Annotated in this window: 23 protein-coding genes; 5 read left to right on the top strand and 18 right to left on the bottom strand. The window is 66.2% G+C overall.

What is annotated here, in order from left to right; genetic code table 11:
• Positions 1 to 17 precede the first annotated feature (17 nt).
• Positions 18 to 1,187 carry an acyl-CoA dehydrogenase gene (locus A5733_RS26090; RefSeq protein ID WP_076242222.1) on the bottom strand — a complete coding sequence of 390 codons (1,170 nt, stop codon included), beginning with the start codon at positions 1,185 to 1,187 and terminating at the stop codon, positions 18 to 20.
• A 136-nt stretch (positions 1,188 to 1,323) separates the two neighbouring features.
• On the opposite strand from A5733_RS26090, the gene A5733_RS26085 reads away from it, so the two are divergent.
• The gene (locus A5733_RS26085) at positions 1,324 to 1,980 is read left to right on the top strand and encodes a TetR/AcrR family transcriptional regulator (RefSeq protein WP_076242221.1); all 657 of its coding nucleotides are present in this window, start codon (positions 1,324 to 1,326) and stop codon (positions 1,978 to 1,980) included.
• A 13-nt stretch (positions 1,981 to 1,993) separates the two neighbouring features.
• Here the strand turns inward: A5733_RS26085 and purE are convergent, their stop codons facing one another.
• The gene (gene purE / locus A5733_RS26080) at positions 1,994 to 2,506 is read right to left on the bottom strand and encodes a 5-(carboxyamino)imidazole ribonucleotide mutase (protein WP_197508245.1); all 513 of its coding nucleotides are present in this window, start codon (positions 2,504 to 2,506) and stop codon (positions 1,994 to 1,996) included.
• Complete coding sequence (locus A5733_RS26075) at positions 2,496 to 3,746, bottom strand: 5-(carboxyamino)imidazole ribonucleotide synthase (RefSeq protein ID WP_369830979.1); 1,251 nt, start codon at positions 3,744 to 3,746, stop codon at positions 2,496 to 2,498. The genes purE and A5733_RS26075 overlap by 11 nt, the downstream gene beginning before the upstream one ends.
• Positions 3,747 to 3,859: 113 nt before the next feature.
• Here A5733_RS26075 and A5733_RS26070 point away from each other — a divergent pair, with 113 nt between their 5' ends.
• A complete protein-coding gene (locus A5733_RS26070; RefSeq protein WP_076242187.1) occupies positions 3,860 to 4,525 on the top strand; it encodes a GtrA family protein in 666 nt (221 codons plus the stop codon).
• 34 nt (positions 4,526 to 4,559) lie between these two features.
• Here the strand turns inward: A5733_RS26070 and A5733_RS26065 are convergent, their stop codons facing one another.
• The 6 genes from A5733_RS26065 to A5733_RS26040 form a co-directional block, all read right to left on the bottom strand.
• Positions 4,560 to 4,733 (bottom strand): CsbD family protein, encoded by a 174-nt coding sequence (locus A5733_RS26065; RefSeq protein WP_067768538.1) that lies wholly within the window; start codon positions 4,731 to 4,733, stop codon positions 4,560 to 4,562.
• An 85-nt stretch (positions 4,734 to 4,818) separates the two neighbouring features.
• Positions 4,819 to 5,337, bottom strand: coding sequence for a PH domain-containing protein (locus A5733_RS26060; RefSeq protein WP_067768536.1), 519 nt, complete (start codon positions 5,335 to 5,337; stop codon positions 4,819 to 4,821).
• Between the two features lie 9 nt (positions 5,338 to 5,346).
• Positions 5,347 to 6,144, bottom strand: coding sequence for a biotin--[acetyl-CoA-carboxylase] ligase (locus tag A5733_RS26055; protein WP_076242186.1), 798 nt, complete (start codon positions 6,142 to 6,144; stop codon positions 5,347 to 5,349).
• A 52-nt stretch (positions 6,145 to 6,196) separates the two neighbouring features.
• Positions 6,197 to 7,186 carry a GDP-L-fucose synthase gene (locus tag A5733_RS26050; protein ID WP_076242185.1) on the bottom strand — a complete coding sequence of 330 codons (990 nt, stop codon included), beginning with the start codon at positions 7,184 to 7,186 and terminating at the stop codon, positions 6,197 to 6,199.
• 1 nt (position 7,187) lies between these two features.
• Positions 7,188 to 8,222: a GDP-mannose 4,6-dehydratase gene (gene gmd, locus A5733_RS26045; protein ID WP_076242184.1), complete on the bottom strand. Its 1,035-nt coding sequence runs from the start codon at positions 8,220 to 8,222 to the stop codon at positions 7,188 to 7,190.
• A 56-nt stretch (positions 8,223 to 8,278) separates the two neighbouring features.
• Positions 8,279 to 9,739: a sugar transferase gene (locus tag A5733_RS26040; protein WP_076242183.1), complete on the bottom strand. Its 1,461-nt coding sequence runs from the start codon at positions 9,737 to 9,739 to the stop codon at positions 8,279 to 8,281.
• Positions 9,740 to 10,000: 261 nt separating this feature from the next.
• Between A5733_RS26040 and A5733_RS26035 the strand changes: the two genes are divergently transcribed.
• Together A5733_RS26035 and A5733_RS26030 are read left to right on the top strand one after the other, a co-directional pair.
• On the top strand, positions 10,001 to 10,393 hold the full coding sequence (locus tag A5733_RS26035; RefSeq protein WP_076242182.1) for a hypothetical protein: 393 nt from the start codon (positions 10,001 to 10,003) through the stop codon (positions 10,391 to 10,393).
• A complete protein-coding gene (locus A5733_RS26030; protein WP_067768524.1) occupies positions 10,390 to 10,779 on the top strand; it encodes a hypothetical protein in 390 nt (129 codons plus the stop codon). The genes A5733_RS26035 and A5733_RS26030 overlap by 4 nt, the downstream gene beginning before the upstream one ends.
• Before the next feature lie 17 nt (positions 10,780 to 10,796).
• Here the strand turns inward: A5733_RS26030 and A5733_RS26025 are convergent, their stop codons facing one another.
• Genes A5733_RS26025 through A5733_RS28265 form a run of 6 tightly spaced genes read right to left on the bottom strand, consistent with a single transcriptional unit; the run spans position 10,797 to position 16,787 of the window.
• On the bottom strand, positions 10,797 to 11,429 hold the full coding sequence (locus A5733_RS26025) for a YdcF family protein (protein ID WP_231965659.1): 633 nt from the start codon (positions 11,427 to 11,429) through the stop codon (positions 10,797 to 10,799).
• Positions 11,426 to 12,592, bottom strand: a complete 1,167-nt coding sequence (locus A5733_RS26020) for a glycosyltransferase (RefSeq protein ID WP_076242181.1) — start codon at positions 12,590 to 12,592, stop codon at positions 11,426 to 11,428. The genes A5733_RS26025 and A5733_RS26020 overlap by 4 nt, the downstream gene beginning before the upstream one ends.
• Positions 12,589 to 13,962, bottom strand: a complete 1,374-nt coding sequence (locus A5733_RS26015) for a hypothetical protein (RefSeq protein WP_142254219.1) — start codon at positions 13,960 to 13,962, stop codon at positions 12,589 to 12,591. The genes A5733_RS26020 and A5733_RS26015 overlap by 4 nt, the downstream gene beginning before the upstream one ends.
• A gap of 1 nt (position 13,963) precedes the next feature.
• On the bottom strand, positions 13,964 to 15,205 hold the full coding sequence (locus A5733_RS26010; protein ID WP_076242179.1) for a hypothetical protein: 1,242 nt from the start codon (positions 15,203 to 15,205) through the stop codon (positions 13,964 to 13,966).
• Complete coding sequence (locus A5733_RS26005; RefSeq protein ID WP_076242178.1) at positions 15,202 to 16,446, bottom strand: WcaI family glycosyltransferase; 1,245 nt, start codon at positions 16,444 to 16,446, stop codon at positions 15,202 to 15,204. Before A5733_RS26005 ends, A5733_RS26010 begins: the two co-directional genes overlap by 4 nt.
• Positions 16,437 to 16,787 (bottom strand): putative colanic acid biosynthesis acetyltransferase, encoded by a 351-nt coding sequence (locus A5733_RS28265; RefSeq protein WP_369830978.1) that lies wholly within the window; start codon positions 16,785 to 16,787, stop codon positions 16,437 to 16,439. Before A5733_RS28265 ends, A5733_RS26005 begins: the two co-directional genes overlap by 10 nt.
• Positions 16,788 to 17,523: 736 nt before the next feature.
• On the opposite strand from A5733_RS28265, the gene A5733_RS25995 reads away from it, so the two are divergent.
• Complete coding sequence (locus tag A5733_RS25995) at positions 17,524 to 18,246, top strand: hypothetical protein (RefSeq protein WP_076242177.1); 723 nt, start codon at positions 17,524 to 17,526, stop codon at positions 18,244 to 18,246.
• Here A5733_RS25995 and A5733_RS25990 read toward each other — a convergent pair.
• The 3 genes from A5733_RS25990 to A5733_RS25980 are packed head-to-tail and all read right to left on the bottom strand — an operon-like array spanning position 18,225 to position 22,545.
• A complete protein-coding gene (locus A5733_RS25990) occupies positions 18,225 to 19,358 on the bottom strand; it encodes a Rieske 2Fe-2S domain-containing protein (protein WP_076242176.1) in 1,134 nt (377 codons plus the stop codon). The two genes, A5733_RS25995 and A5733_RS25990, sit on opposite strands and share 22 nt — an antisense overlap.
• Positions 19,355 to 20,899 carry an FAD-binding protein gene (locus A5733_RS25985; RefSeq protein WP_076242175.1) on the bottom strand — a complete coding sequence of 515 codons (1,545 nt, stop codon included), beginning with the start codon at positions 20,897 to 20,899 and terminating at the stop codon, positions 19,355 to 19,357. Before A5733_RS25985 ends, A5733_RS25990 begins: the two co-directional genes overlap by 4 nt.
• Positions 20,896 to 22,545, bottom strand: a complete 1,650-nt coding sequence (locus tag A5733_RS25980) for an AMP-binding protein (protein WP_076242174.1) — start codon at positions 22,543 to 22,545, stop codon at positions 20,896 to 20,898. Before A5733_RS25980 ends, A5733_RS25985 begins: the two co-directional genes overlap by 4 nt.
• Positions 22,546 to 22,693: the final 148 nt, after the last annotated feature.

Here is a 22,693-nt window from a genome sequence, read left to right as displayed (position 1 = left end):
GCGTCTGCTGGCGGTGGTTACTTGAGCAGTGCGCGGCTCATCACCACGCGCTGGATCTGGTTGGTGCCCTCGTAGATCTGGGTGATCTTGGCGTCGCGCATCATCCGCTCGACCGGGAAGTCCACCGTGTAGCCGGCGCCGCCGAACAGCTGCACCGCATCGGTGGTGACCTCCATGGCCACGTCGGAGGCAAAGCACTTGCTCGCCGCCGAGATGAACCCGAGGTTGGTTTCACCACGCTCGGCGCGGGCGGCAGCGTGGTAGACCATCAGCCGGGCGGCCTCCAGCTTCATCGCCATGTCGGCGAGCATGAACTGCACGGCCTGGAATTCGGCGATCGCCGTGCCGAACTGCTTGCGATCCTTGGTGTAGGCGATCGCGGCATCCAGCGCACCCTGGGCGATACCGACGGCCTGGGCACCGATGGTGGGCCGGGTGTGATCGAGCGTGGCCAGCGCGGTCTTGAAACCGGTGCCGGGCTCACCGATGATCCGGTCACCGGGGATCCGACAGTTCTCGAAGTACAACTCGGTGGTCGGCGACCCCTTGATGCCGAGCTTCTTCTCTTTGGGTCCGACGGAGAAACCCTCGTCGTCCTTGTGCACCATGAACGCCGAGATACCGTTGGCGCCCTTGTCCGGATCGGTCACCGCCATCACCGTGTACCAGCTCGACTTGCCGCCATTGGTGATCCAGCACTTGGCGCCGTTGAGGATCCAGTCGTCCCCGTCGGCCTTGGCCCGGGTCCGCATACCGGCCGCGTCCGAGCCGGCCTCGCGCTCGGACAGGGCGTAGGAGGCCATTGCCTCACCGGACGCCAGCGACGGCAGCACCTGCTTCTTGAGTTCATCGGAACCCCTCAGGATCAACCCCATCGTGCCCAGCTTGTTGACCGCCGGAATCAGCGACGCCGACGCGTCCACCCGCGCGACCTCTTCGATCACAATGCAGGCCGCGACCGAATCCGCGCCTTGACCGCCGTACTCCTCGGGCACGTGAATCGCGTTGAAGCCCGAGGCATTCAGCGCCTGCAGAGCCTCCTCGGGAAAGCGCGCATTCTCGTCGACGTCGGCAGCGTGCGGGGCGATTTCCTTCTCCGCCAGCGCCCGGATCGCCGCCCGAAGCTCCTGATGCTCCTCCGGCAGCTGAAACAGATCAAAAGATGGGTTTCCGGCCCAACCAGCCATGATCTTCTCCTTTGCTTTCAGCTCTTCGCTCTCTTGTTCCATCGTTGCCCGGACTGCACATCGAGTACATCGCCCTGCTACTTTTGGCACTCAGTACCATATCACTGGCACTCAGTACCCGATGGAGGTGCACCTAATGCCCGGTCCGCCAAGCACACGGGAGCGTCTGGTGAGCGCGGCCTTCGAACTGTTCGAAGAACGCGGGTACGAGGCCACCAGCGTCGACGACATCGCGACACGGGCGCAGGTGGGACGCACCACCGCGTTTCGTCAGTTCGGCTCGAAAGAGGCGATGATCTTTCCCGATCACGAGGCGTTGCTGCGCCGCGCCGACGAGAGGTTGTCGGCGGCGCCGGCCGAAGCACTCCCCGCCGAGGTCATCGCGGTGGCGACAACCTCGGTCTTCGAGAACTACCTCGCCGAGGGCGAGCGCGCCCGGACCCGGTATCGGCTGACCCGCACGGTAGGAGCCCTGCGCGACTTCGAAACGGCCGTGGTGTCACGGTATGTGCGGCTGTTCACCAAACACCTGAGGGCCGCGCAGACCGGAGACTGGACGGCGGATCTGCGCGCCGAACTGTTCGCCAACGCCGTCGTCGCCGCGCACAACCACGTGCTGCGCCGATGGCTGCGCGGCGACTCGACGAACCCGCGGTCAGACCTGGCCGAGGCGCTGGCCGCGACCTGGCCGATCTACCGGGGTGGTGGCGGCCGCACCGCGGTGGTGGTGATGTCGACCGATGAACCGATCGAGTCCCTGACGCCCCGCATTCGCGAGCTCATCGGGGACTAAGTCGCCCGGCGACTCAGTCGTCACCCAGCAGGCGATCGCGCAACGCGGCGTCCTTCGCCAACACCATGGCTTCCAGATCGGCCTGGAATTTCACCATTCGGGCCTGTAGCGCGGCGTCAGCGGCGCCCAAGATCCGCACCGCCAACAGACCCGCATTGCGTGCTCCGCCAATGGAAACCGTGGCCACCGGGACTCCGGCCGGCATCTGCACGATCGACAACAACGAGTCCATGCCATCGAGGCGGGCCAGGGGCACCGGCACCCCGATCACCGGAAGCGGTGTGGCCGAGGCCACCATTCCGGGCAGATGTGCCGCCCCGCCCGCGCCGGCGATGATCACCTCGACGCCCCGGTCGGCCGCGGTCTTGGCGTAGTCGAGCATGCGTTGCGGGGTCCGGTGCGCGGAGACCACACCGACCTCGAACGGCACCTCGAACTCGGCCAGCGCGGTGGCCGCCTCCGACATCACCGACCAGTCGCTGTCGCTGCCCATGATGAGCCCGACCCGTGCCGTGTTACTCGCCATGTTCATCCCATCCGTCGGTCCATTCGGCGTGCGACAACCAGTGCGCTGCCCGCACCGCGCGCTCCCGCAGTTCGTCCATATCCGAGCCGATCACGTTGACGTGCCCCAACTTCCGTCCCGCACGTTCGCCTTTGCCGTACAGATGCACTTTCGCGTCGGGAATCCGGGCGAACAGATGGTGCAACCGCTCGTCCATCGACATCGCCGGTGTCTGCGCCGCCCCGAGCACGTTGGCCATCACCGCGGCCGGTGCGATGGCCGAGGTGTCGCCCAGCGGGTAATCCAGCACGGCCCGCAGATGCTGCTCGAACTGGCTGGTGACCGCGCCGTTCATGGTCCAGTGCCCGGAGTTGTGCGGGCGCATGGCCAACTCGTTGACGAGGAGACCGCCGTCGACCGTCTCGAACAACTCGACGGCCAGCACGCCGACGACGCCGAGCTCATCAGCCAGCCGTAGCCCGAGTTCCTGTGCGGCCGAACCGAGTTCGTCGGACAGCCCGGGAGCCGGGGCGTACACCTCGACGCAGATACCGTCGCGCTGCACGGTTTCCACGACCGGCCACGCCGCGCCCTGCCCGAACGGCGAGCGGGCCACCAGCGCGGCAAGTTCCCGCCGCATCTCGACGCGTTCCTCGGCCAGCACCGGCACCCCGTCGGCCAGATACCCGGCCACCACCTCGCGCGCGGCCACCAGATCGTCGGCTATCACCACGCCCTTGCCGTCGTAGCCCCCACGCACGGTCTTGATCACCACCGGGCCGTCGATCTCGGCCACGAACGCCTCGACGTCCGCCACGGAGGTGATCTCGGCGAACCGTGGCACCGGGGCGCCCAGGGTCTTCAGCTTGCGGCGCATCAACAGCTTGTCCTGGGCATGGACCAGCGCCTGCGGCGGCGGGTTGACCGTGACACCCTCGGCCACCAGCTTTTCGAGGTGCTCGGTGGGCACATGCTCGTGGTCGAAGGTCAACGCCGCAGCGCCCTGGGCCGCCCGACGCAACGCGTCCAGGTCGGTGTGAGAGCCGATGACGACGTCGGCGGTGACTTGAGCAGCGGATTCATCCGGCCCGGCAGCCAGCACCCGCAGGGTCTGCCCCAGCGCGATTGCCGCCTGGTGCGTCATTCTGGCGAGCTGGCCGCCGCCGATCATCGCCACGACAGGTGACGCCCCGCCCGCGAGGGAAGGTGACGCCCCGCCCACGCGGGAAGGCTTCTCAGGAGTTGTCGGCACGCACTCCATGGTGTCATGCGCCGATTCGTGTCATCCTCGTGACCGGTGCATTGACCTGCGGTTAAGGTCTGGCAGCACAGCGATGCGGCAACGACGGGCGCATTTCCGTACACTGCCTAGCTGTGTCCTTCGCCGATGCGACAATCGCTCGATTGCCGCGATTCGTCCGTCCCCTCGCCGAGCGGCATCACGAACTGATCAAGTTCGCGATCGTCGGCGCGACGACGTTTGTCATCGATTCGGCGATCTTCTACACACTCAAGCTCACGGTGCTGGAGCCCAAACCGGTCACCGCCAAGATCATCGCCGGCATCGTCGCGGTCATCGCCTCCTACATCCTCAACCGGGAATGGAGCTTCCAGAACCGCGGCGGCCGGGAACGCCACCACGAGGCCCTGCTGTTCTTCGCGTTCAGCGGCGTGGGTGTGCTGTTGTCGATGCTGCCGCTGTACTTCTCCAGCTATGTGCTGGGGCTGCGGGTCCCCGAGGTGTCTCTGACGGTGGAGAACATCGCCGACTTCATCTCGGCGTACATCCTGGGCAATCTGCTGCAGATGGCGTTCCGGTTCTGGGCATTCCGCCGCTGGGTGTTCCCCGACGAGTTCGTCGACAAGCCCGATCTCGCGCTCGAATCCACGCTCACCGGTGGTGGCCTGGCCGAGGCGCTGGAGGATCACTCCGAACGCCGCAGGTCCGCCACGGTGACACCGTTACGGCGGCCGGGCCGCCGCGCCAAAGCGGGCCGATACGACGATCCTTCGGACCCTCCGGTGTCGAAGACTTCCTGATCCGCCCGCATCGGGCTCTGACGGCGAACCCGCGTTACTTCTTGAAGACGTCCTTGACTTTCTCGCCCGCCTGCTTCAGGTTGCCCGTGGCCTGATCTTTGTGCCCCTCGGCCTCGGTGTCCCTGTCCCCGGTTGCCTGTCCCACCTTCTCTTTGGCCTTTCCCGCCAACTCTTCGGCCTTGTTCTTGGCCTTGTCGATGCCGCTCATGGCTCCTCCTTCCGGCAGTGCCCTTGCCAGGCTGCAATCACGATGAGGTTGCCCCAGCAGCGCCAACGCCAAACCGAACGATCCGTCAGCTGGGCGACTCGTCAGACCCCAAGGTGTCGAAGACCTCGTGATACAGCAGTGAATGCACCTGCTCCACGCGCGGGATGTCGTCGAATTCCAGCGGATCTTGCGACGCCGACTCGATGATCAGGGTGCCGGTGCGCAACAGCCGGTCGGACAGACCATGGCGGAACTCGACGCTGTTGATCCGGGCGAGCGGGATGTCGATACCTGAGCGGGTCAGCACACCGTGCCGGAACATGACGCGACGGTCGGTGATGACGAAGTGGGTGGTCCACCAGTTCAGGAACGGCCACAGGGTCAGCCAGCCGACCACGATGAGCCAGATCGCCCCGATGACGATGAACAGCACGTTCTTGGCCGTCGGCTGCCACTGCATGGTGTTGACCACGGCGGCGACGAACGCCGCGGCCGCGGTGACCAGGATGAGGACCAGGATCGCCCCGATCAGGCGCTTCCAGTGCGGGTGCCGGTGCAGCACCACCTGCTCGTCGTTGGCCAGCACATTCTCCGGGTAGCCCACGGCAGCACTCTACGACTCGGAGGGGCGCAGGTGGGTGATGTCACCCGCAGAGACGGTGACCCGCTCCGCGCCGGTGTCGATGATCAGACGACCGAGTTCGTCGACGTCGGCGGCCGTGCCCACCAAGGTGCGGTCCCCGGGCAGGATCGCACGGACCTGGCTGCCGAGCGTGACGCTGTGGGCACGGTAGTCGTCGGCCAGTTCGGGATCTGCGTTGCGCCAGCCGGTGACGCGGGCGCCCAGATGACGGAGCAGGGCTTGTGTCAGCGGCACGCGGTCCACTGTCGCGGCACCCAGTTGCGCCAGCGACGTGGCCCGGGGATCAGGTGCCTCCGCGGCCGTCAGCGTCACGTTCAGCCCGAGCCCGACGACGATGACCGACGTCGGAGAGGCCACCTCGGCCAGGATGCCGGCCAGCTTCCCGCCTCCCGGACCGACGAGGACGTCATTGGGCCATTTCAAACCGACTCGAACTCCGGTCACCTCACCGACTGCGTCGACGATTGCGAGCCCGGTGGCCAGCGGCAACCATCCCCACCGGTCGGTCGGAACCCCCGCGGCATCCACCCCGAAGGAGGCCACCACCTGCGAGCGTGGCGGCGCCGTCCATGCCCGCCCGTGCCGGCCCCGACCGGCGCTTTGATATTCCGCCAACAACACCGCACCGGAGATGTCCTCACCGGCGGCGGCCCGCGCGAGCAGATCCGCGTTGGTGGATCCGGTCTCGTCGACGACGTCGAGTCGACGCCACGGCGCGCTCAATCTGGCGCGCAGTGCAGTCACGTCCAACGGTGGTCTCGTGTTCATTGCTGGCCAGCTTACGGGCAGCCCGGCGAACACCGGGCCGGGCCGGGCCGCCTCAGGTCAGCGCCATCCGTCGGACCGAGCCGCGATTCTGCCGGTACCAGCGCACCGTCTCCTCGATGCCGTTTCGCAGCGAAATCGAGGGCTCCCAGCCGAGGTCCCGTAACGTGCTGATGTCCAACAACTTTCGCGGGGTACCGTCGGGCTTGTCGGTGTCCCAGGCGGTATCGCCGTCGAATCCCACTGCGGCCGCGACCATCTCGGCGGTCTCCTTGATCGTGTGATCGATCCCGGTGCCCACGTTGACCTGCTGTGGTCCGTCGAAATGCCGCAGCAGGTGCAGGCACGCCGAGGCCATGTCGTCGACGTGCATGAACTCCCGGCGAACGGTGCCGGTCCCCCAGTTCGTCACGCGCGGCTCACTGTTCTCCCGCGCTTCGTCGTAACGGCGGATCAACGCCGGCAGCACGTGGGAGGTTTCCGGGGAGAAGTTGTCACCGGGGCCGTACAGGTTCGTCGGCATCGCCGAGATCCACGGCAGGCCGTACTGACGCCGCACACCCTGCACCTGCAGAATGCCGGCTATCTTGGCGATGGCGTACGCGTCGTTGGTCGGCTCGAGCGGGCCGGTCAGCAGCGCGTCCTCGGTGATCGGTTGCGGCGCCAATTTCGGGTAGATACAGGACGATCCGAGAAAGAGCAGGCGTTCGGTGCCATGTGCCAGCGCCGCGTCCAGCACATTGGTCTGGATTCGCAGGTTCTCGGAGAGGAAGTCCACCGGGGCCTGGCTGTTCGCCAGGATTCCCCCGACCCGGGCCGCCGCCAGCACCACCACACGGGGCCGTGATCGGGCGAAGAACTCGAACGTCGCCGTCCGGTCGGTCAGATCGAGTTCGCGACGCGACCGGACGAGGAGATCACTGAAGCCCTCCGTGCGGAGTGTGCGGTGAATCGCCGATCCGACCATGCCCCGATGACCAGCGACGAACGTGGGAGCGGCCGGATCGAGCGCAATGTCGGTGTGTCCCTGGGCTTTCGCTGACATGTCAGCTCCAGCCTGCCAGCGCCGGCGTGTCACACCAGGGCTTCCCCTGACACTCCAGGCGGGCGATGTCGGCGTCCACCATGATCTGGGCCAGTTGCGGCGTCCGGACCGTCGGACGCCAGTCGAGCTGCCGGTCCGCCTTGGTGGCGTCGCCGATGAGCGCGTCGACCTCGGTCGGGCGCAGGTAACGCTCGTCGAAGCGGACGTGTTTCTCCCAGTCCAGGCCGGCACGTTCGAATGCGGCGACGAGAAAGTCGCGCACCGTGTAGTTGTCGCCGGTGGCCAGCACGTAATCACCCGGCTCGTCGGCCTGCAAGGTGCGCCACATACCTTCGACGTACTCGGGGGCGTAACCCCAGTCCCGCACCGCATCCAGATTTCCGAGGTAAAGGTGTTGGTCCAGACCGGCTTTGATCCGCGCGGCGGCCCGGGTGATCTTTCTGGTGACGAATGTTTCACCGCGCCGCGGTGACTCGTGGTTGAACAAGATCCCGTTGACCGCGAACATCCCGTAGGCCTCGCGGTAGTTTCGGGTCATCCAGTACGAATAGACTTTCGCCGCACCATAGGGCGACCGCGGATAAAAGTTCGTCTCTTCGTTCTGCGGCGGCGGCGACGCACCGAACATCTCCGAGCTGGAGGCCTGATAGAAACGGCACGGAATCTTCGAGATCCGCACTGCCTCCAGCAGCCGGGCCGAACCGATACCCGTGGTGTCACCGGTGTGTTCGGGCTCGTCGAAGCTCACCCGGACATGGGACTGCGCGGCCAGGTTGTATACCTCGTGCGGTTCGATGCTGCTGAGCAGTGTCACCAGCCGGGCGCCGTCGCTGAGGTCACCGTAGTGCAGGAACAGTTGCGCGTGCGGTTCGTGGGGATCGACGTACAGGTGGTCGATCCGGTCGGTGTTGAAAGACGAGGACCGACGGACCAGCCCGTGCACCTCGTAGCCCTTGTTGAGCAGAAGCTCTGCCAGATAAGAACCGTCCTGTCCCGTGATTCCGGTGATCAAGGCTTTCTTCTTCGCCTGCGTCACTGCGACATTCCTTTCTGTGCACGCACAAAGCGCTGGGCGGTAAGACTTTCGGCGCGTCAGTAGGCCCCGTTGCTCAGCAGCACCGCGCGTACGGTTTTCGCGATGATGACAAGGTCGGCCACCATCGACCAGTTCTCGACATAGGACAGATCCAGCCGCACCGATTCCTGCCAGGACAGGTCCGATCGCCCGCTGACCTGCCACAGTCCGGTGATCCCCGGCTTGACCAACAACCTGCGCTGGACGTCGCCGTCGTAGGTCTCGACCTCCTGCCGCAGCGGCGGACGGGGCCCGACCACGCTCATCTCCTGCCTGAGCACGTTGATGAACTGGGGCAACTCGTCGATGCTGTACCGACGCAGAACCCGCCCCACCGAAGTGATCCGCGGATCGTCTTTGATCTTGAAGAGGACACCGCCTGAACTCTCGTTGAGCTCCTGCAGACTTTCCAGTTGACGATCGGCATCCGAAACCATCGTACGGAACTTCAACATTGCGAACGGTTGTCCGTCGATGCCGATGCGTTCGGCGGTGTAGAAGACCGAACCGCGGCTGTCGAGTTTGATGGCGATCGCGGCGGCCACGAGAATCGGTGACGAGACCACCAGTGCGAACAACGCGAACAGGAAGTCGAAGGCTCGCTTCTCGAACCGCTTTGCGCCGTCGTACTGCGGCTTTTCGACATGGACGAGCGGGAATCCGGCCACCGGGCGCATCTCCAGACGCGCCCCGGATACGTCCATGACGCCTGGTGACACCACCAGGTCGATTCCCATGGCCTCCAGGTCCCACATGAGTTTGCGGATTCCGTCGTAGCCGAAATGCTCTGTGCCGGTGATGGCCACGGTGTCAGCGCCGGATTCCCGGATGTCGTCGAGTGCGTAGGCCTCGCCACCCATGATCGGGATGTCACGGTCTCCCACGCGCAGCGTCTCGCCACGGGGTGCGCCATAGCCCGGAATCCCCACTGCGACAACGTCGTACCCGTTGCGTGGATCGCGAGTCAGCTCCTGAGCCAGATAGCTGACCGCGTCGGCATCACCGATCGCCATCACAGCCGTCTGATAGTGCCCCTCGGCCCGCTTCTTGGCCAGATACCGGCGCCACAGCCACCTACTCAGACACAATGCCACGGTACCGGCCGGCAGCGCCACCGCCAGGTAACCGCGGGCCACCTCAAGTTGGACCAAGAACGTGATGATCGCCAGCCCGCCGAACGTCCAAAACGAGGCGGCGGCAACCCGTTTGTACTCCTCGGCCCCGGCCCCCATCACCCGTGTCGATCTCGTACGGCAGATCGACAGGGCCAACAGCCAGATGGCAGCGAAGAGAATCGAGACGGCCGTGATGTAGCCATCGGTGCTCGACAGGTCCGGCGCCTGTCCGAAGCGGACGTACTGCGCCAATATCACCGCCGCACACACCACCAGGAGGTCGGTGATGAGGATGTTCACCAGGTATTGCCGCTGCCAGCGAGTGCGGGTGAACACTTCTCGCGGCATCGTGACAACCGTCATTCCGAATCGTGCACCTCTCCGGCCCATGGCCGGCAGCAATGCTCAACGATCCACTCAAAGCGCAATCGCGACAATCAGTACGACAAAAACCGCGCAGCCATAGGCGCCATCTATTCGATCAAGCGGTACGTTTCGCAATGTAGCAGTTGACCGTCGGCGGTGTCGGCCCACCAGTGCTCCGATACCGCCGAACAACGCGATGTTTCTCACGTTTACCACCTGAATCGCTTTCGCCGTCGATTGGTGGTTAACCTGATTCCGATGGTGCGCTCAAGTTTTGCCGGTGACGGGCAGCTGTGGTGGATCATCGCGGGGGCGGCAGCCGGAGCCGTTGCGCACCACCTGTTATCCGCGATATGGCCCTCCCCCGCTGTGCTCCTGCTGGTCACACTGATCGTGGCGGCCATCTGTGGCACCGTGATCGGCCTCATGCTCACCTGGCGAGTTCGTGCCGAAGTCCGCGGGTTCGTCATGGGAATGGCCGGCGCCACCACCAGCCTCAGCGGGTATACCGCGTTGGCGATGGACCAACCAGCCTCGGCCACGATTGCCTATCTTGTCCTGACGCCCGGGTGTGTCTGTGCGGGGTTGTTTGCCGGTGCCCGTGTGGGATTGGCGCTGCCCGGAACTGCGCGTGAGGACGGTGACTCGTGATCACCGACGTGGTGTTGCTCGGCGTGGGAGGCGCGGTGGGCGCCTTGGCCGCGGTCTACCTGTACCGAAATGCCGACCGCTGGCGCATCACCGCGATCAACTGTGTGGTGTGCGCGCTGCTGGGCTGTCTGACCGCGGTGCAAGCCACCGCGGACTCGCCGCCGGCACTTCTGCTGTTCGGTGAGGGCCTGCTGGTGACCGCCGCACCCATCACCACCGTGCTGCTACCGATGGCCACCTTCGACGACCGTGCGCACACCTGGCCGGGGATTCGTCGAGCCGCTCGGACACTGGCGACAACCGCCTTGTATTGCAGCGCATTTGCCCTGCTGGGTTATCTGAGTGTGTATGTGTTCGCCGGTGTGCAGTACAAGCTGAAGTGGTAGCCCGACAGCGGTAGTGCTCATTCACACTTGCCCGACTCTCCTGACTCCATGACGGCCTTGCCGAGTGCGAAGAACTGGTACAGGTAGGTGTATTCCCATGAGCCCGCGGTCAAGTGGTAGTCGCGTGGCACCGCACGCATGATCGTGGAATCCGGTGACGACGAGAAACACCGCCGGAAGATGAAGCGAGCCCGGGGCAGATGGTACTGCCATGAGGCAACCACAATTGTCTTCCAACCTCTTTCGCGGGCCAACTGCCGAATCAGCAGTGCCTCGCCCAACGTGGTGGAAGGTTTCGGCTTCACGCACAGCACTTCCACTCCGCGCACGCGGGTTTCGCAGGCCCGCCGGATCACCGGATCGGAGGCCCGGTACGGGTTGGACAGCACCAGCACCGGGGCGACGCCGTCGCGCACCAGTTGGAGGCCGTAATCCTCGCGGCCATCGTGTTCGCCGCCGAGCACGAACACCGCGTCGGCGTGGCGCAGATCGTCTTGTGCCGCATGGCGGAACAGGACGGTCCCCGTACCGGCCACGACCAGTAACCCCAGAACCACGATGGTGGCGATGACCGTCAGCGCGCGCCGCGCGAGAAGCCGCCGCCCGTTGGCAGCTCCCGACACAGTGTCACCCTTCGATTCGTCTGTCACGCGGGTTGCCTGTCCTCCGGCCGGGTGTCGGGTCGAACGCCGGTGTACACCGCGAGAAGCTCACGCGCGACGGCTGCCATGCTGAACACCTCTGCCGCGGTCCGCAGCGCGGCGGCGCTCATCCGTTCGCGCAGCCCACGATCGGTGATCAACGTCTGTATCGCTTCGACAAGCGCCTCCTCGGATTCGTCGACCACGACGCCACTTCCGCTGGCGCGCACCGCTTCGGCGAGTCCGCAGCTCTCGGTGATCACGACGGGCAGACCGACGGACATCGCCTCGAGCACGGCCATCGGGAACGGCTCGGCCACCGAGGGCAACACGTACACCGACGCCTCGACCATCCGCGCGGTCGTGCGCTCCGGCGGCAGTGCCCCCTCCCAGGTGAGTGCGTCAGGGGCGGCACCGGACCGTGATATCGCGTCACGCACGGCGCTGCCTTCACCTTCGTCGGGACCGATCAGGGTGAACCGGGCCGCGCGACCCTGCGCCAGCAGCCGGGTCGCCGCTCGCACGAACAGGACCGGTCGTTTTCGCGCCTGCAGCCGTGCGAGGTAGAGCACCTCGACGTCGTCACCAATTGCTCGGTCGTTACGCGCGGTGGCGGCGGCCTCGTAGCCCGGAACGCCGTTGGGCAGATGCTGCACCGCCGCGGCCGGTTGCACCCGCAGCAGTGCCGCGCGCTCTGCTTCGGTCAGGTACAGCACGGCGGCCGCCCGGCGCAGGATGGGGCGGACCAGAACTCGGTCCAGGACCGGCGCTATCGGATGGTCGCTGTCGGCGATCATTCCGTGCGTCTGCACGATCAGCCGCTTGCCGAGCACCAGGGCGATCAGCGCGGCCGGCAGGGTGATCAGGTCGCGTGCCAGGTGGACATGGACCACGTCGAACGTTCTGCGGTTGCGCACCATCCACACCCACATGGCCGGGGCGAGCAGCCCGGAGAATCCGAGCACGGGAATCACGTTGCGGGCCTTGGTGAGCCGGACGGGTACTCCGTCGAGGACGGTGGGGATCGTGCGGTATCCGCGGACTGCACCGGCGACGACAGCGCGGTGGCCGTCGGCGCGCAGTTGGCGGGCCTGGTTGAACGCCACCCGGACGGGGCCGCCGTAGGCACCGTCGGGCGTGATCAGGGTGACGACATGAAGCGCTGCTGTCACCGCCCGCTCCTGCCGTCGGCCATCTCCGCAGCGAGCACATCGATGCTCGGCCAGGGTTCGCGCCCCGGAGCGACGGCAACCTCAGGGACGTCAATCCCCCTGGAGCGCCCCGGGTGTCCGGGCGCGACGTCGGTCGCCGGCCGGGCTGCGCGCCGCACCAAGGTGACGCCGACCAAAGCGGCGACGGTGCCGGAGACTGCCAGCGCGATGGCGACGCCGGTTGCGGTGCCCACCAGCACCCCGGCCGCCAGACAGAGGCCGAGCTGCAGGGTGATCTGAAACAACTTGACCCGCAACACCGTTGCGCTCATACCCTGAGCCTGGAAGAAGCTGTACACGCTCACCATCCAGCACATCGCCGCACACTCGATCCCGAGATAGACGACGAGAGTACTGGCATACCTCCAGGTATCGCCCAGAATGGCCGAGCCGAGCGGGCCCGGGACGGCGGCCAATAACGCGCCGGCCAGCAAGGTGAGACCCGATGTGAGCATCGAGGTCTTGACGAGCAGCCGCCACTGCTGATCGGCCGACGACGACGCCCGGCGGGCATGGGGAACGAACACCAGCGGCAGCGCGGACACCAGCATCGCGATCGGTCCGAACAAACTCGCTCCGCCGCGAAGGCCGGCCGCGGCGGTGCCGCTGATCACCACCGTCACGGCCAACGTCACCAGGCTGGCCCCAACCTGGTTGAGCGCATAGACAATTCCGAATCTCAGCCGTGCCCGGCCGTATTCGCGCCACCAGTCGATCAGGCGGTGGCGTCGCGGCCAGGTCCCCAGCACGACCATGAGTGCCAGCGCCGAGACCAGTCCGCCCGCGCCCCACAGGTACACCGTGGCCGCCGCCGAGAACCCGGACGTCAGCAGGTTGAACAGGTAGATCGCCACGATCCAGGCCGCCCACATTCCGTCGCAGACGGCGGCCACGAGCGGTCTGCCCTGGGCGATGGCGACGAATCGGAGCACATCCTGGCCCAGCACGCCGACCAGGCTGACGGCGAACGCCAGACCGATCCAGAATTGTCCGAAAAGCGAAGACAGGACCAGCAACACCGCACCGGCGACGGTCGCCGTCACCAGCGAGAGGCTGATCGCGTACCCGCCTTCAGCGGCGATCTCGGCCCGCCGCAGGTTGCTGGTGAGCAACAGGGCGGTACCCAGCGCACCCCGGTTGAAGCCGATCCAGGTCGTGGCCACCGTGACCAGCAGCGCGACGATCCCGAACTGTTCGGCCGGGGAAACCTGCGCCACCGCAAAGACCATCAGCGCATTGCTGGCGCTCGAGAGCACTTGGTCGGCGGTCGTGGCCACCGCCGTCGACCGCGCCTGGGGCCCTCTCGGAGACGGCGTGAGTCCGGCGGTCACGTCACCGCCCCTTCCGTGCACCGCCGGATCCGGCGAGCACCAACGGCGAACCGTCCGCCACGATGCCCTCCAGGGCGGCGTTGATCGTGCCGGGGTCGAAGGTGCCGGCGTAGTACGACGCGGTGAGGTGCAGTTCGGAACCAACCCGGTTGATCGCCAACGAGATCTGGTTCGAGTACCGCACCGGCGCCTTGCGGACGAAGTGGTGCCCATCCGCGGTGTGCGCCCAGGGGATCTTGCCGCCTGCCGCGGAAGTGGCATGGTCGGTCACCACGATCCGCGCGCGTCGACTACCGGTCTGCCACCGGGGCAGGTCGGCGGGACGGGTCCGCAGCCGTGCGGCGTAACCCATCCCGTACCGGACCAGGGCGCGGCACCCGCGCGTGTACTCGTCGATGGCGGCGGCGATCGAGGCCGGCTCGTACGGCGCGGTGGTCCGAATCGGCGCGATCCCTACGAAATTCGACAACGTGCCAACTCTGGGCGGCAGATACCTGCCGAGATCTACGAGTAGGGCGACGTCGTCCTCCGGGGTTATCCCGGAATCGCGCAGAGTTCGCATGAACGCCGAGAGGATGAAGGCGGACAGCGGCGCGCGTGGCAGGTAGGCGTCACGGCAGGCCCGCACCAGGTCCAGGAAGCCGGGCTGACTTCGCTTGTAGGCCAGGGCTTCCCGCTCATCGAGCTGCCCGGTGGGGACCACAGCCGCGCTGCCGCCCCGGAACGGCTCGTCCAACGCACGGATCAATCGCGTCGGTTCGGTGCGTACGGTGTGCATCAGGGCACGCAGACCCGGGTTGCGGCTCGCCGGCGCGGGTGCCGGTTCGGCGAATCCGGTTCCTTCGCCACCGGCCGCGGCGATCACCTCGCTGAACAGCCGGCCGCCGCCGATTCCGTGATCGAAGTTGAGGAACAACCATCGGTCGGCGACGTGGATGTGCACGGTGGCCGGCGGCACCGTGGGCCCGTCGGCCAGCAGGTCGAGCATCGCCCGGGCCGGGTCGGACATATCCGGCATCGGGCCGTCGGTGATCACGATCCCGCCACAGTCGGGGTCGTAATCCCAGTGTCGTGCCGCGCGGTTCGGCCGCAGGCCCAGACGAGTCCGCGGGCCCGCGGCCGCAATGGTCTGCAAGCGGGCCTTGAGCTGCGGTGGGGTGAGTACCCGCTGCAGTGGACCCACCAGATAGGTCGCCGACTGCCCGGCGTAGAAGCAGTCGTTACGGCTGACTTTCGCGCTCATGCCGCCCGTCCCCGTCCTCGGTGGGCCAGACCGGTGACCCACTTCTCGTACTGGGCAACCGCATTCGACGCGCCGAGTCGTTCCCGGGCATACGCCGCCCCACAGCCGGCGAACCGCAGTCTGCTCTGCTCGTCTTCGGCCAAATGCCGCACCGACTCGACCAACGCGCGGGGGTCACCCGGTGGAATCACCAGCCCGGCGCCGGACGCCCGGAGTTCTTCGGCACTTCCACTCGTGGGGTCCGTGGCCGCGACGATCGGCTTGCCTGCGATGAAGTACGACGTCAACTTGCTCGGCACGGCCATCTCCCCGACGCCGGGCCGCTCGTTGACGAGCAGGATGTCGGCGGCCGACAGCGCGGCGCGAAACTCCTCCTCCGGTAGCGGATCGATCAGCTGGACAGCCGGGGTGTCCTTCGCGAGATCGTCGAGCATGGCTCGCTGATTGCCGTCGCCGATCAGCACGAAGCGCAGCCGGTGGCCGTGATGGTCCGCGCGTTCAGCCACGTCTGCTGCGGCGACGACGTTCTCCAGGCCCTGCTTCACACCCATGTTGCCGGTGTGCAGCACCACGGTGTCATCGGGCCCCCAGCCGAACTTCTGCCGCACCGCCGCCGATCCGCTCACGGGAGCGTCGCCGGCGATGTGCGTCCAGTTGCGGATGACCTCCAGGTCGCTGGGGTCCACCCCGATCTCGGCCAGCGGATCGGCAAAGCGCGGGTGAATCACCGCCACCGCATCCGCCGTCCGCAAGACCGCGGATTCCAACCGTGCGGTCAGGGCCGCGGAGCGACCACCGGCCGCGCCGGTTTCCACCACACCCTTGCTGTAGACGTCCTGAACCACCACGCCGACCGGAACCCGGGACAGCCTGGCCCGCAACACCACTGCGGCGGCCGAGAGCAGCGCCGGGCTGACGACGATGACGACGTCTGGATCATTCCATCTGTGTGTGGCCGCAGCCGTACCGAACGAGGCTTCCATGCGGATCCGCCCGCGATTGCTGTGTTCGGTTGGTACGTAGTGCCCGACGCGGTGCACGGCCACCCCTGAGACGCTCTCGGTGCGGCGTCGAACACCGCGGTACCGGTCAGCGACCCGCCACTGGGGATAGTGCGGCACCCCGGTGATCACCGTGACGTCGTGCCCGCAGGTGACCAGCCCTTCGGCGATACCCGTTGTGTACGGGGCGATCCCGGTAACTTCGGGCGCGTAGTTGATACCGACGATCGTCACCCGCATGTCGTCCCCCTCGTCGACCGTGGCGCAAAGACCGTGTCGGCCGCGGGAACATCGTGGGTGACGAGCGCGGTTGCGCCAATCGTTGCCCCGTCACCGATGTGCACCCCGCGCAGCACGGTCGAGCGCGCGGCCACCCAGACCCGGTCGCCGATCGTGATGGGACCGTTGTCGAATTCGAATGTCGCGCTGACGCGGTCGTGACTCCCGGTACACAGCAGCACACCTTGGGAGACACACGAATTCGAACCGATCGTCACCTTCTCGAGGTTGAGAATCCAGGCGTCTTCACCGATCCACGAACTGTCGCCGACCTCCAGCTTCCACGGCCAGTGGATTTTCACGTCATGCCGGATGAGCGTGCCCCGGCCGATTGTGGCGCCGAATATCCGAAGTACCGCAATCCGTAGCCGATTCGGCATCCACCACCGGAACAACACGGATCTCGAGACAAGTAGCCAGGCGAGCTGTATCGGCTGACTTCGGCCTCGGTGATAGCCCCGACCGGTGAAACCGGCGAGCGAGAACTGATTGCCGATCGGCGGCGGTGCGATCGATGAGGGTGATGACGTTGGTGCGATCAGTGGCAAGCTCCCGTCACTTGGGCGACCAACGGACGTCCATGGCGAGAATCACGCTGTCACGCTGCAACTCGACCCGACAATGTTTGCTTGTGGACATCCGGCGGTGCCATACCGGCACGTGTGGCTTCGATCTCCGTCGCTGGTCCAGGTCATCGACACCGGTCGCATTCAACCCGCGACGCCCCGACCTTGCGCAGACCCGACCATACGCAACTGAACCGGATCTCGCAGCCGCCCCAGTGCGTCGAACGCCGTACCGCGACGCATCAGAATGCGCGGCGCCGGGCAGCGCGCTCGATGTGGACGGCGAAAACCCCTGGCAGACCACGCACTCACGCGAATCCCCAGGCTCGGCGCCAGAAGTGATGAGCACCACAGTTGTCCTTCGCGGATCATGGGCGGGCCGGAAGGTCCAACCAGTTCAGTACATTCGGCAAGGACTGCCCGATCCTGGCCGTCATCCCTTCGGGCATGACTCCGCAGAAAGGTGCAACCCATGCTGGAAACGCTTTGCTGGCTTGTCCTGCCGCCGTCGTCGTTCAAGAACCGGGTATTGCGGTCGTTCGGACATGCCGTCGCCGTCACCGCCAGGATCGGGCCCACGCTCGTACGGAACGTCGGTCGTTTCGAGGTGGGCGAAGGCGTCCGGTTCGGACTGTTCAACGTCGTCCGAGGATTGAGCTTGGCCCGCTTCGACGATCACGCAGCGATGGAGTCGTGGAATTGGATCTCGGCGCATCCGAGTTATCAGCAGATCGACCCGAAGGCCGGCACGTTGTTCGTCGGATACGCCGCGAAGCTGGGCAGCAGACACTACGCGGACTGTTCCGGCACGATCGTCGTGCGCGAGTACGCCGCGGTCGGCGGAAACCGTTGTCTCCTACAGACACACGAACCGGATTTCGTGAACAAGCGGCAGACGGTCGGACGGGTGACAGTCGGGCACCACTCCCTCGTGGGCAGCGGGGCCGTGATGCTCAAGGACAGCCGACTGCCCGATCAGTCTGTGTTGGCGGCCAATTCGACCATGACTCAGCGATCGGCGCCGGAACGCAGGCGGGGGCTCTACGCCGGCTCGCCGGCAACCTGGAAACGTGAGACGCCGGGCGCATACTTCGACCGGGACACCCTCAGCATGACCGACCACGTGATCGACAGCCCGATGGGGGTTCTGAGCGAAGACCTCTCCACCGGTCGTTACCGGGTTCGCCCTGCCTGACCCGCGCCCGCGGCCAGATTGCCGGCCACCTCCTGCTGCCACAGCTCGTTGGCGTGCGTGGTGTCGACCTCCTGCTCGAAGCGGTCGGTCATCTCGGAGGTGACGTCGGCGAGGTCCACGTAGAACTGCTCGTACCACCGTCGATGGTGATAGACCGGGCCGTCCTCCTCGGTCAGCAACGGGTTGTCGATGCGGGCCTTGTGTTTCCAGATCTCGACGTCCTCCATGAAGCCGTCACCGAAACTGCGGCTCATCGTCGCCGCGAGTTTCTCCGCCTTCTCCGCGGGCAACGCGGGATTCTGCTGGACGGCGACGCCCCACTGCAGCACGAACGAGTCGTGCGTCACCGGGTAATGGCAATTGATCAAGGCGATCTCGACGGTGAAGTTCGGGGCCAGATCGTTGTGTAGCCAGTTGATCATGTATGCCGGGCCGAAATACGTTGCCTCCGAACGCAGATAGGTGCCGTCCCAGAGTTCTCGGGTGGCGTAGTCCGGACGTGGCTTGGACTCCATGAACTGACTGGCGGTGTGGCCTTCGATGACGTTCTTGAAGTACGTCGGGTAGGCGTGGTGGATGTAGAAGAAGTGCGCCATGTCGACGTTGTTGTCGACGATCTCGCGGCAGTGCGATCCTTCGATCAGGATCGAATTCCATTGCCACGGCGACCAGATACCGTCGTCGTAGCCCTCGATGGTGGGCGGGGTCAGCTCGGCGGGTGGGGTCGAACCTTCCGGATCGTGCCAGACCAGCAACTGGCCGTTGACCTCGCAGGTGTCCCATTTCCGGGTCCGCGCCAGCCGCGGGGTGCGTTTGGCGTACGGCACCAGCTTGCACTTTCCGTCGGCGCCCCAACGCCAGTCGTGGAACGGGCAGGCCAGGTTGTCGTCTTTGACCGACCCCATCGACAGGTCACCGCCCATGTGCCTGCAGTACGAATCCAGTACGTGAAGGGCGCCGGACGAGTCGGCGTAGACGACGAGCTTGGTGCCGAACGCTTGGATGCCGTGCGGCTGCCCGTCCCGGAACGTCTCGGCCAGCCCGAGGCAGTGCCAACCGCGGGCGAACCGCGTCATCTCCGCGCCGGCGTCGATTTCCCGGATATCGCTCATGGGTTCCTGCCTAGCATGTCTTTGACCGCCAGGTGGCTGAACAGCATGCTTGTTCCGATCGGATTTCCACCGCCGGGATAGGTGGTGCCGCTCGGGGCGGCCATGGTGTTGCCTGCGGCGTAGAGTCCCGCGATCACCTGCCCGTCCGCGGTGAGCACCCGGGCGGCGGTGTCGGTGCATAACCCACCCTTGGTGCCGAGGTCGGAGATGCCGAACGCGGCGGCATGGAAAGGTCCCTTCTCGATCGCGACGAGCGGGGACGCGCCGCCCGAGAACGCCCGGTCGTAGGCCTCGTCGCCGCGGTCGAAGTCGTCGTCGTGGCCGGCGGCGACGAAGGCGTTGAAGCGCTCCACCGTGGCGGTCAGGTTTTCGGCGGGCACATTGATCATGGCCCCCAGCTCTTCCAAAGTGTCGGCGGTGTGCCACAACCCGGCGTCGACGTATTGCTGGGTATCGACCATCGAGACGTTGGTGGCCTTCACCGGAGGGATGCTTCCCTCGCGGTCGTCGTAGATCATCCAGTACGGCAACGTCATGGACCCGTCGGCCAGCCGCGCCACGATGGCCCGGCCGATCCGGTCGTAGGCGGCCGACTCGTTGACGAAGCGCTGCCCGAACTGGTCGACGAAGATGCCGCCGGTGAACCACAGCGCGAAGGCCGAGCGACCGTCTGGATGTGTCAAACCAGGTGACCACCAGGCCTGGTCCATCAGATCGACGTCGGCGCCGATGGCGATCGCGGCCTGATGCGCGTGCCCGAGGTTGGCCGGCGGGCCCATGGTGTCGCGGGCGACGCCGGGTACTCCGTACTTCCGCCGTAGCTCGTCATTGCCTTCGAATCCGCCCGCCGCGAGCAGCACCCCGCGCCGGGCCCGGATCGCCCGCCGCTCACCGTCGGATTCGACGATCGCACCGGTGACGGCCCCGCCCTCGACGACCAGCTCCACCAATGCGGTATCCAGCCGAAGGGAGGTATCCCGGTATTGCTCAATGGCTTTCAGGAACCGCGCGATCAAGGCCCGACCGCCGATGAAGTAGTCGTCGGGCTGCTCGGCGCCGAGCCGGTCGGCATCCAGCGGGCCGCGCACCAGCTCCCGCAGGTGCGGGACCTTCTCCACTTTGAGCGGGCGGGCCGCGATGTGACGTTGACCGTCGGTCCTGGCCTTGGGCGCCTTGCCGAAGTAGTCCGGCCACGGCATCGGCGCGAACTTCAGATTGTCGTCGGCTTCCAGGTACTCGATCAGCCCGGCGCCGCCGCGGACGTAGGTCTCCTGCAGCTCCCGCGGGGTCCGATCGCCGACGACAGCGTGGTAGTACTCCAGCGCATCCTCGATGGTGTCGTCGGTGCCGGCGCGCTTCAGCACCGGGTTGCACGGGAACCACACCCCGCCGCCACCGGAATACGCTGTGGTGCCGCCGAATTTGTCGCTGGCTTCCACCAGGATCACCGACAACCCTTCGCGCGCCGCGGTGTACGCGCCGGTGACACCACCTCCCCCGGACCCGGCGATCAGAACGTCACAGTCGTCATCCCACGTCATAGGTAGCGTTGCCTTCCGTATCGGGTGAACTCGGCGTCCAGCGACCGCTTGTCATCGTCGCCCATGCGTCGGTATTCGGGCGCACCGCGTCCCACCCACCGATACACGTCGTCGTCGGTATGCCAGTGCTGCTGTTGCAGTTCACGCTTGAGCACCTTGTTCGATCCCGTCACCGGTAGGTTCTTCGACACCCGGAGAAACCGCGGAAACGCCTTGGCGCCCAGGTCGGGTTGGCCGGCCAGATAGGACACAAACGCCCCGGCGTCGAATCCGGCGGGGTCGGCCACCTCGATCGCGGCCATCACCTGATCACCCGAACGTGGATCGGGCACGGCATAGACACCGGCCGCCACCACCTCGGGATGACGACGCAGGACCCGTTCGATGTTCAGGGCCGAGGTGTTCTCGCCGTCCACCCGGATCCAATCCCCGCGCCGCCCGGCGAAGTAGATGAACCCCTGCTCGTCGAGATAGCCGAGATCACCCGTCCAATACCAGCCGTTGCGGATGCGTTCGGCGTTGGCCTCGTCGTTCTTGTAATAACCCTCGAACGTGCGCGTGCCGAACTTGTCGACGATCTCACCTACGGCTTCGTCGGGGTTGAGCACCCGGCCGTGCTCGTCGAAAGATGCTGGGGCACAGTCGGTGAGCGTTTCGGGATCGACGATGGCCACACCCGCGTGCGCCGGCCGCCCCAACGCCCCCGGCGGCATGTCGGGAGCCAGAACCACTGCCCCACCGCCTTCGCTGGACCCGTATCCCTCGAACAGCTCTGCGTCGAACCGGCGGCGGAACTCGGCCTGGTCATCGGGCGACGCCTCGGTGCCGAAGCCGCGGACCAACGGATTGTCGGCATCGTCGGGCCGTTCCGGCGTGGCCATCAGGTAGCCCAGCGCCTTGCCCACATAGGTGAAGAAGGTGGCACCGAAATAACGCACGTCCGGCAGGAATCCGGACGCCGAGAATGACGGCGTCAGGCACACCGTGGCACCGACCGACAGCGCCGGCGCCCATAACGCCATGATCGCGTTGCCGTGGAACAACGGCATACAGCAGTACTCCACGTCGTCGCGGACGTGGCCGAATTTCTCGGCGGCGGTGTAGGCGATCCGGGCCAGCCGGCCCTGGCTGCAGATGACGGCCTTGGAAGCACCCGTCGTACCCGAGGTGAACAGCAACAACATCAGGGAGCCCTCCCCGACGCCGTCCGCCAGCGCCGGTGCCGTGCGATGCGCGTCGAGACGTGCTGCATAGCCCGGCTCGTCGACCACCAGGAACCGATCGGCGGCCAATCCGAGATCGAGACCGCGTAGCCGCTCGGCACCCACGGCGTCGGTGACGATCAACTGGCAATCGGCGAGCCGTATTTCGGCCGTCAGCTCGGCGGCCCCACGGGTTGGGTTGATCCCCACGATGGTCGCGCCGACCAGGGCCGCGCCGCCCAGCCAGAACACGAAGTCCGGCACGTTGTCGAGGAGCACACCGATGTGCAGCGGGCCGTCCACCCGCATCGCCTGGGCCAGCGCCCCGCGCGCGGCAGACTCGGCGACCACCTCATCCCAGGTCCAATCGCGGTCGCGGGTACGCAGGCCGACGTGTTGATCACCGACCCGGTCGAGCAGCATCTCAGCGATCGAGTCACGCATGTCTCATCACGCTCCGGATCAACCCAGGGTTGTACGAGTCTTCGCCGAGATTGAGCACAGGGACAGAAGTCGGCGCGATTTCGTCCCTGAGTGCAATTTCGACGCCAGCGGCAGGCCGGGGAGCGGCGCGAGTCAGTCCACAGCACAC

Origin of the sequence: Mycobacterium sp. NS-7484, from assembly GCF_001953975.1 — a bacterium.
GTDB lineage: Bacteria > Actinomycetota > Actinomycetes > Mycobacteriales > Mycobacteriaceae > Mycobacterium.
Note: the sequence above shows the minus strand (reverse complement) of the source record. Positions and strands in the feature narration are given on the sequence as shown.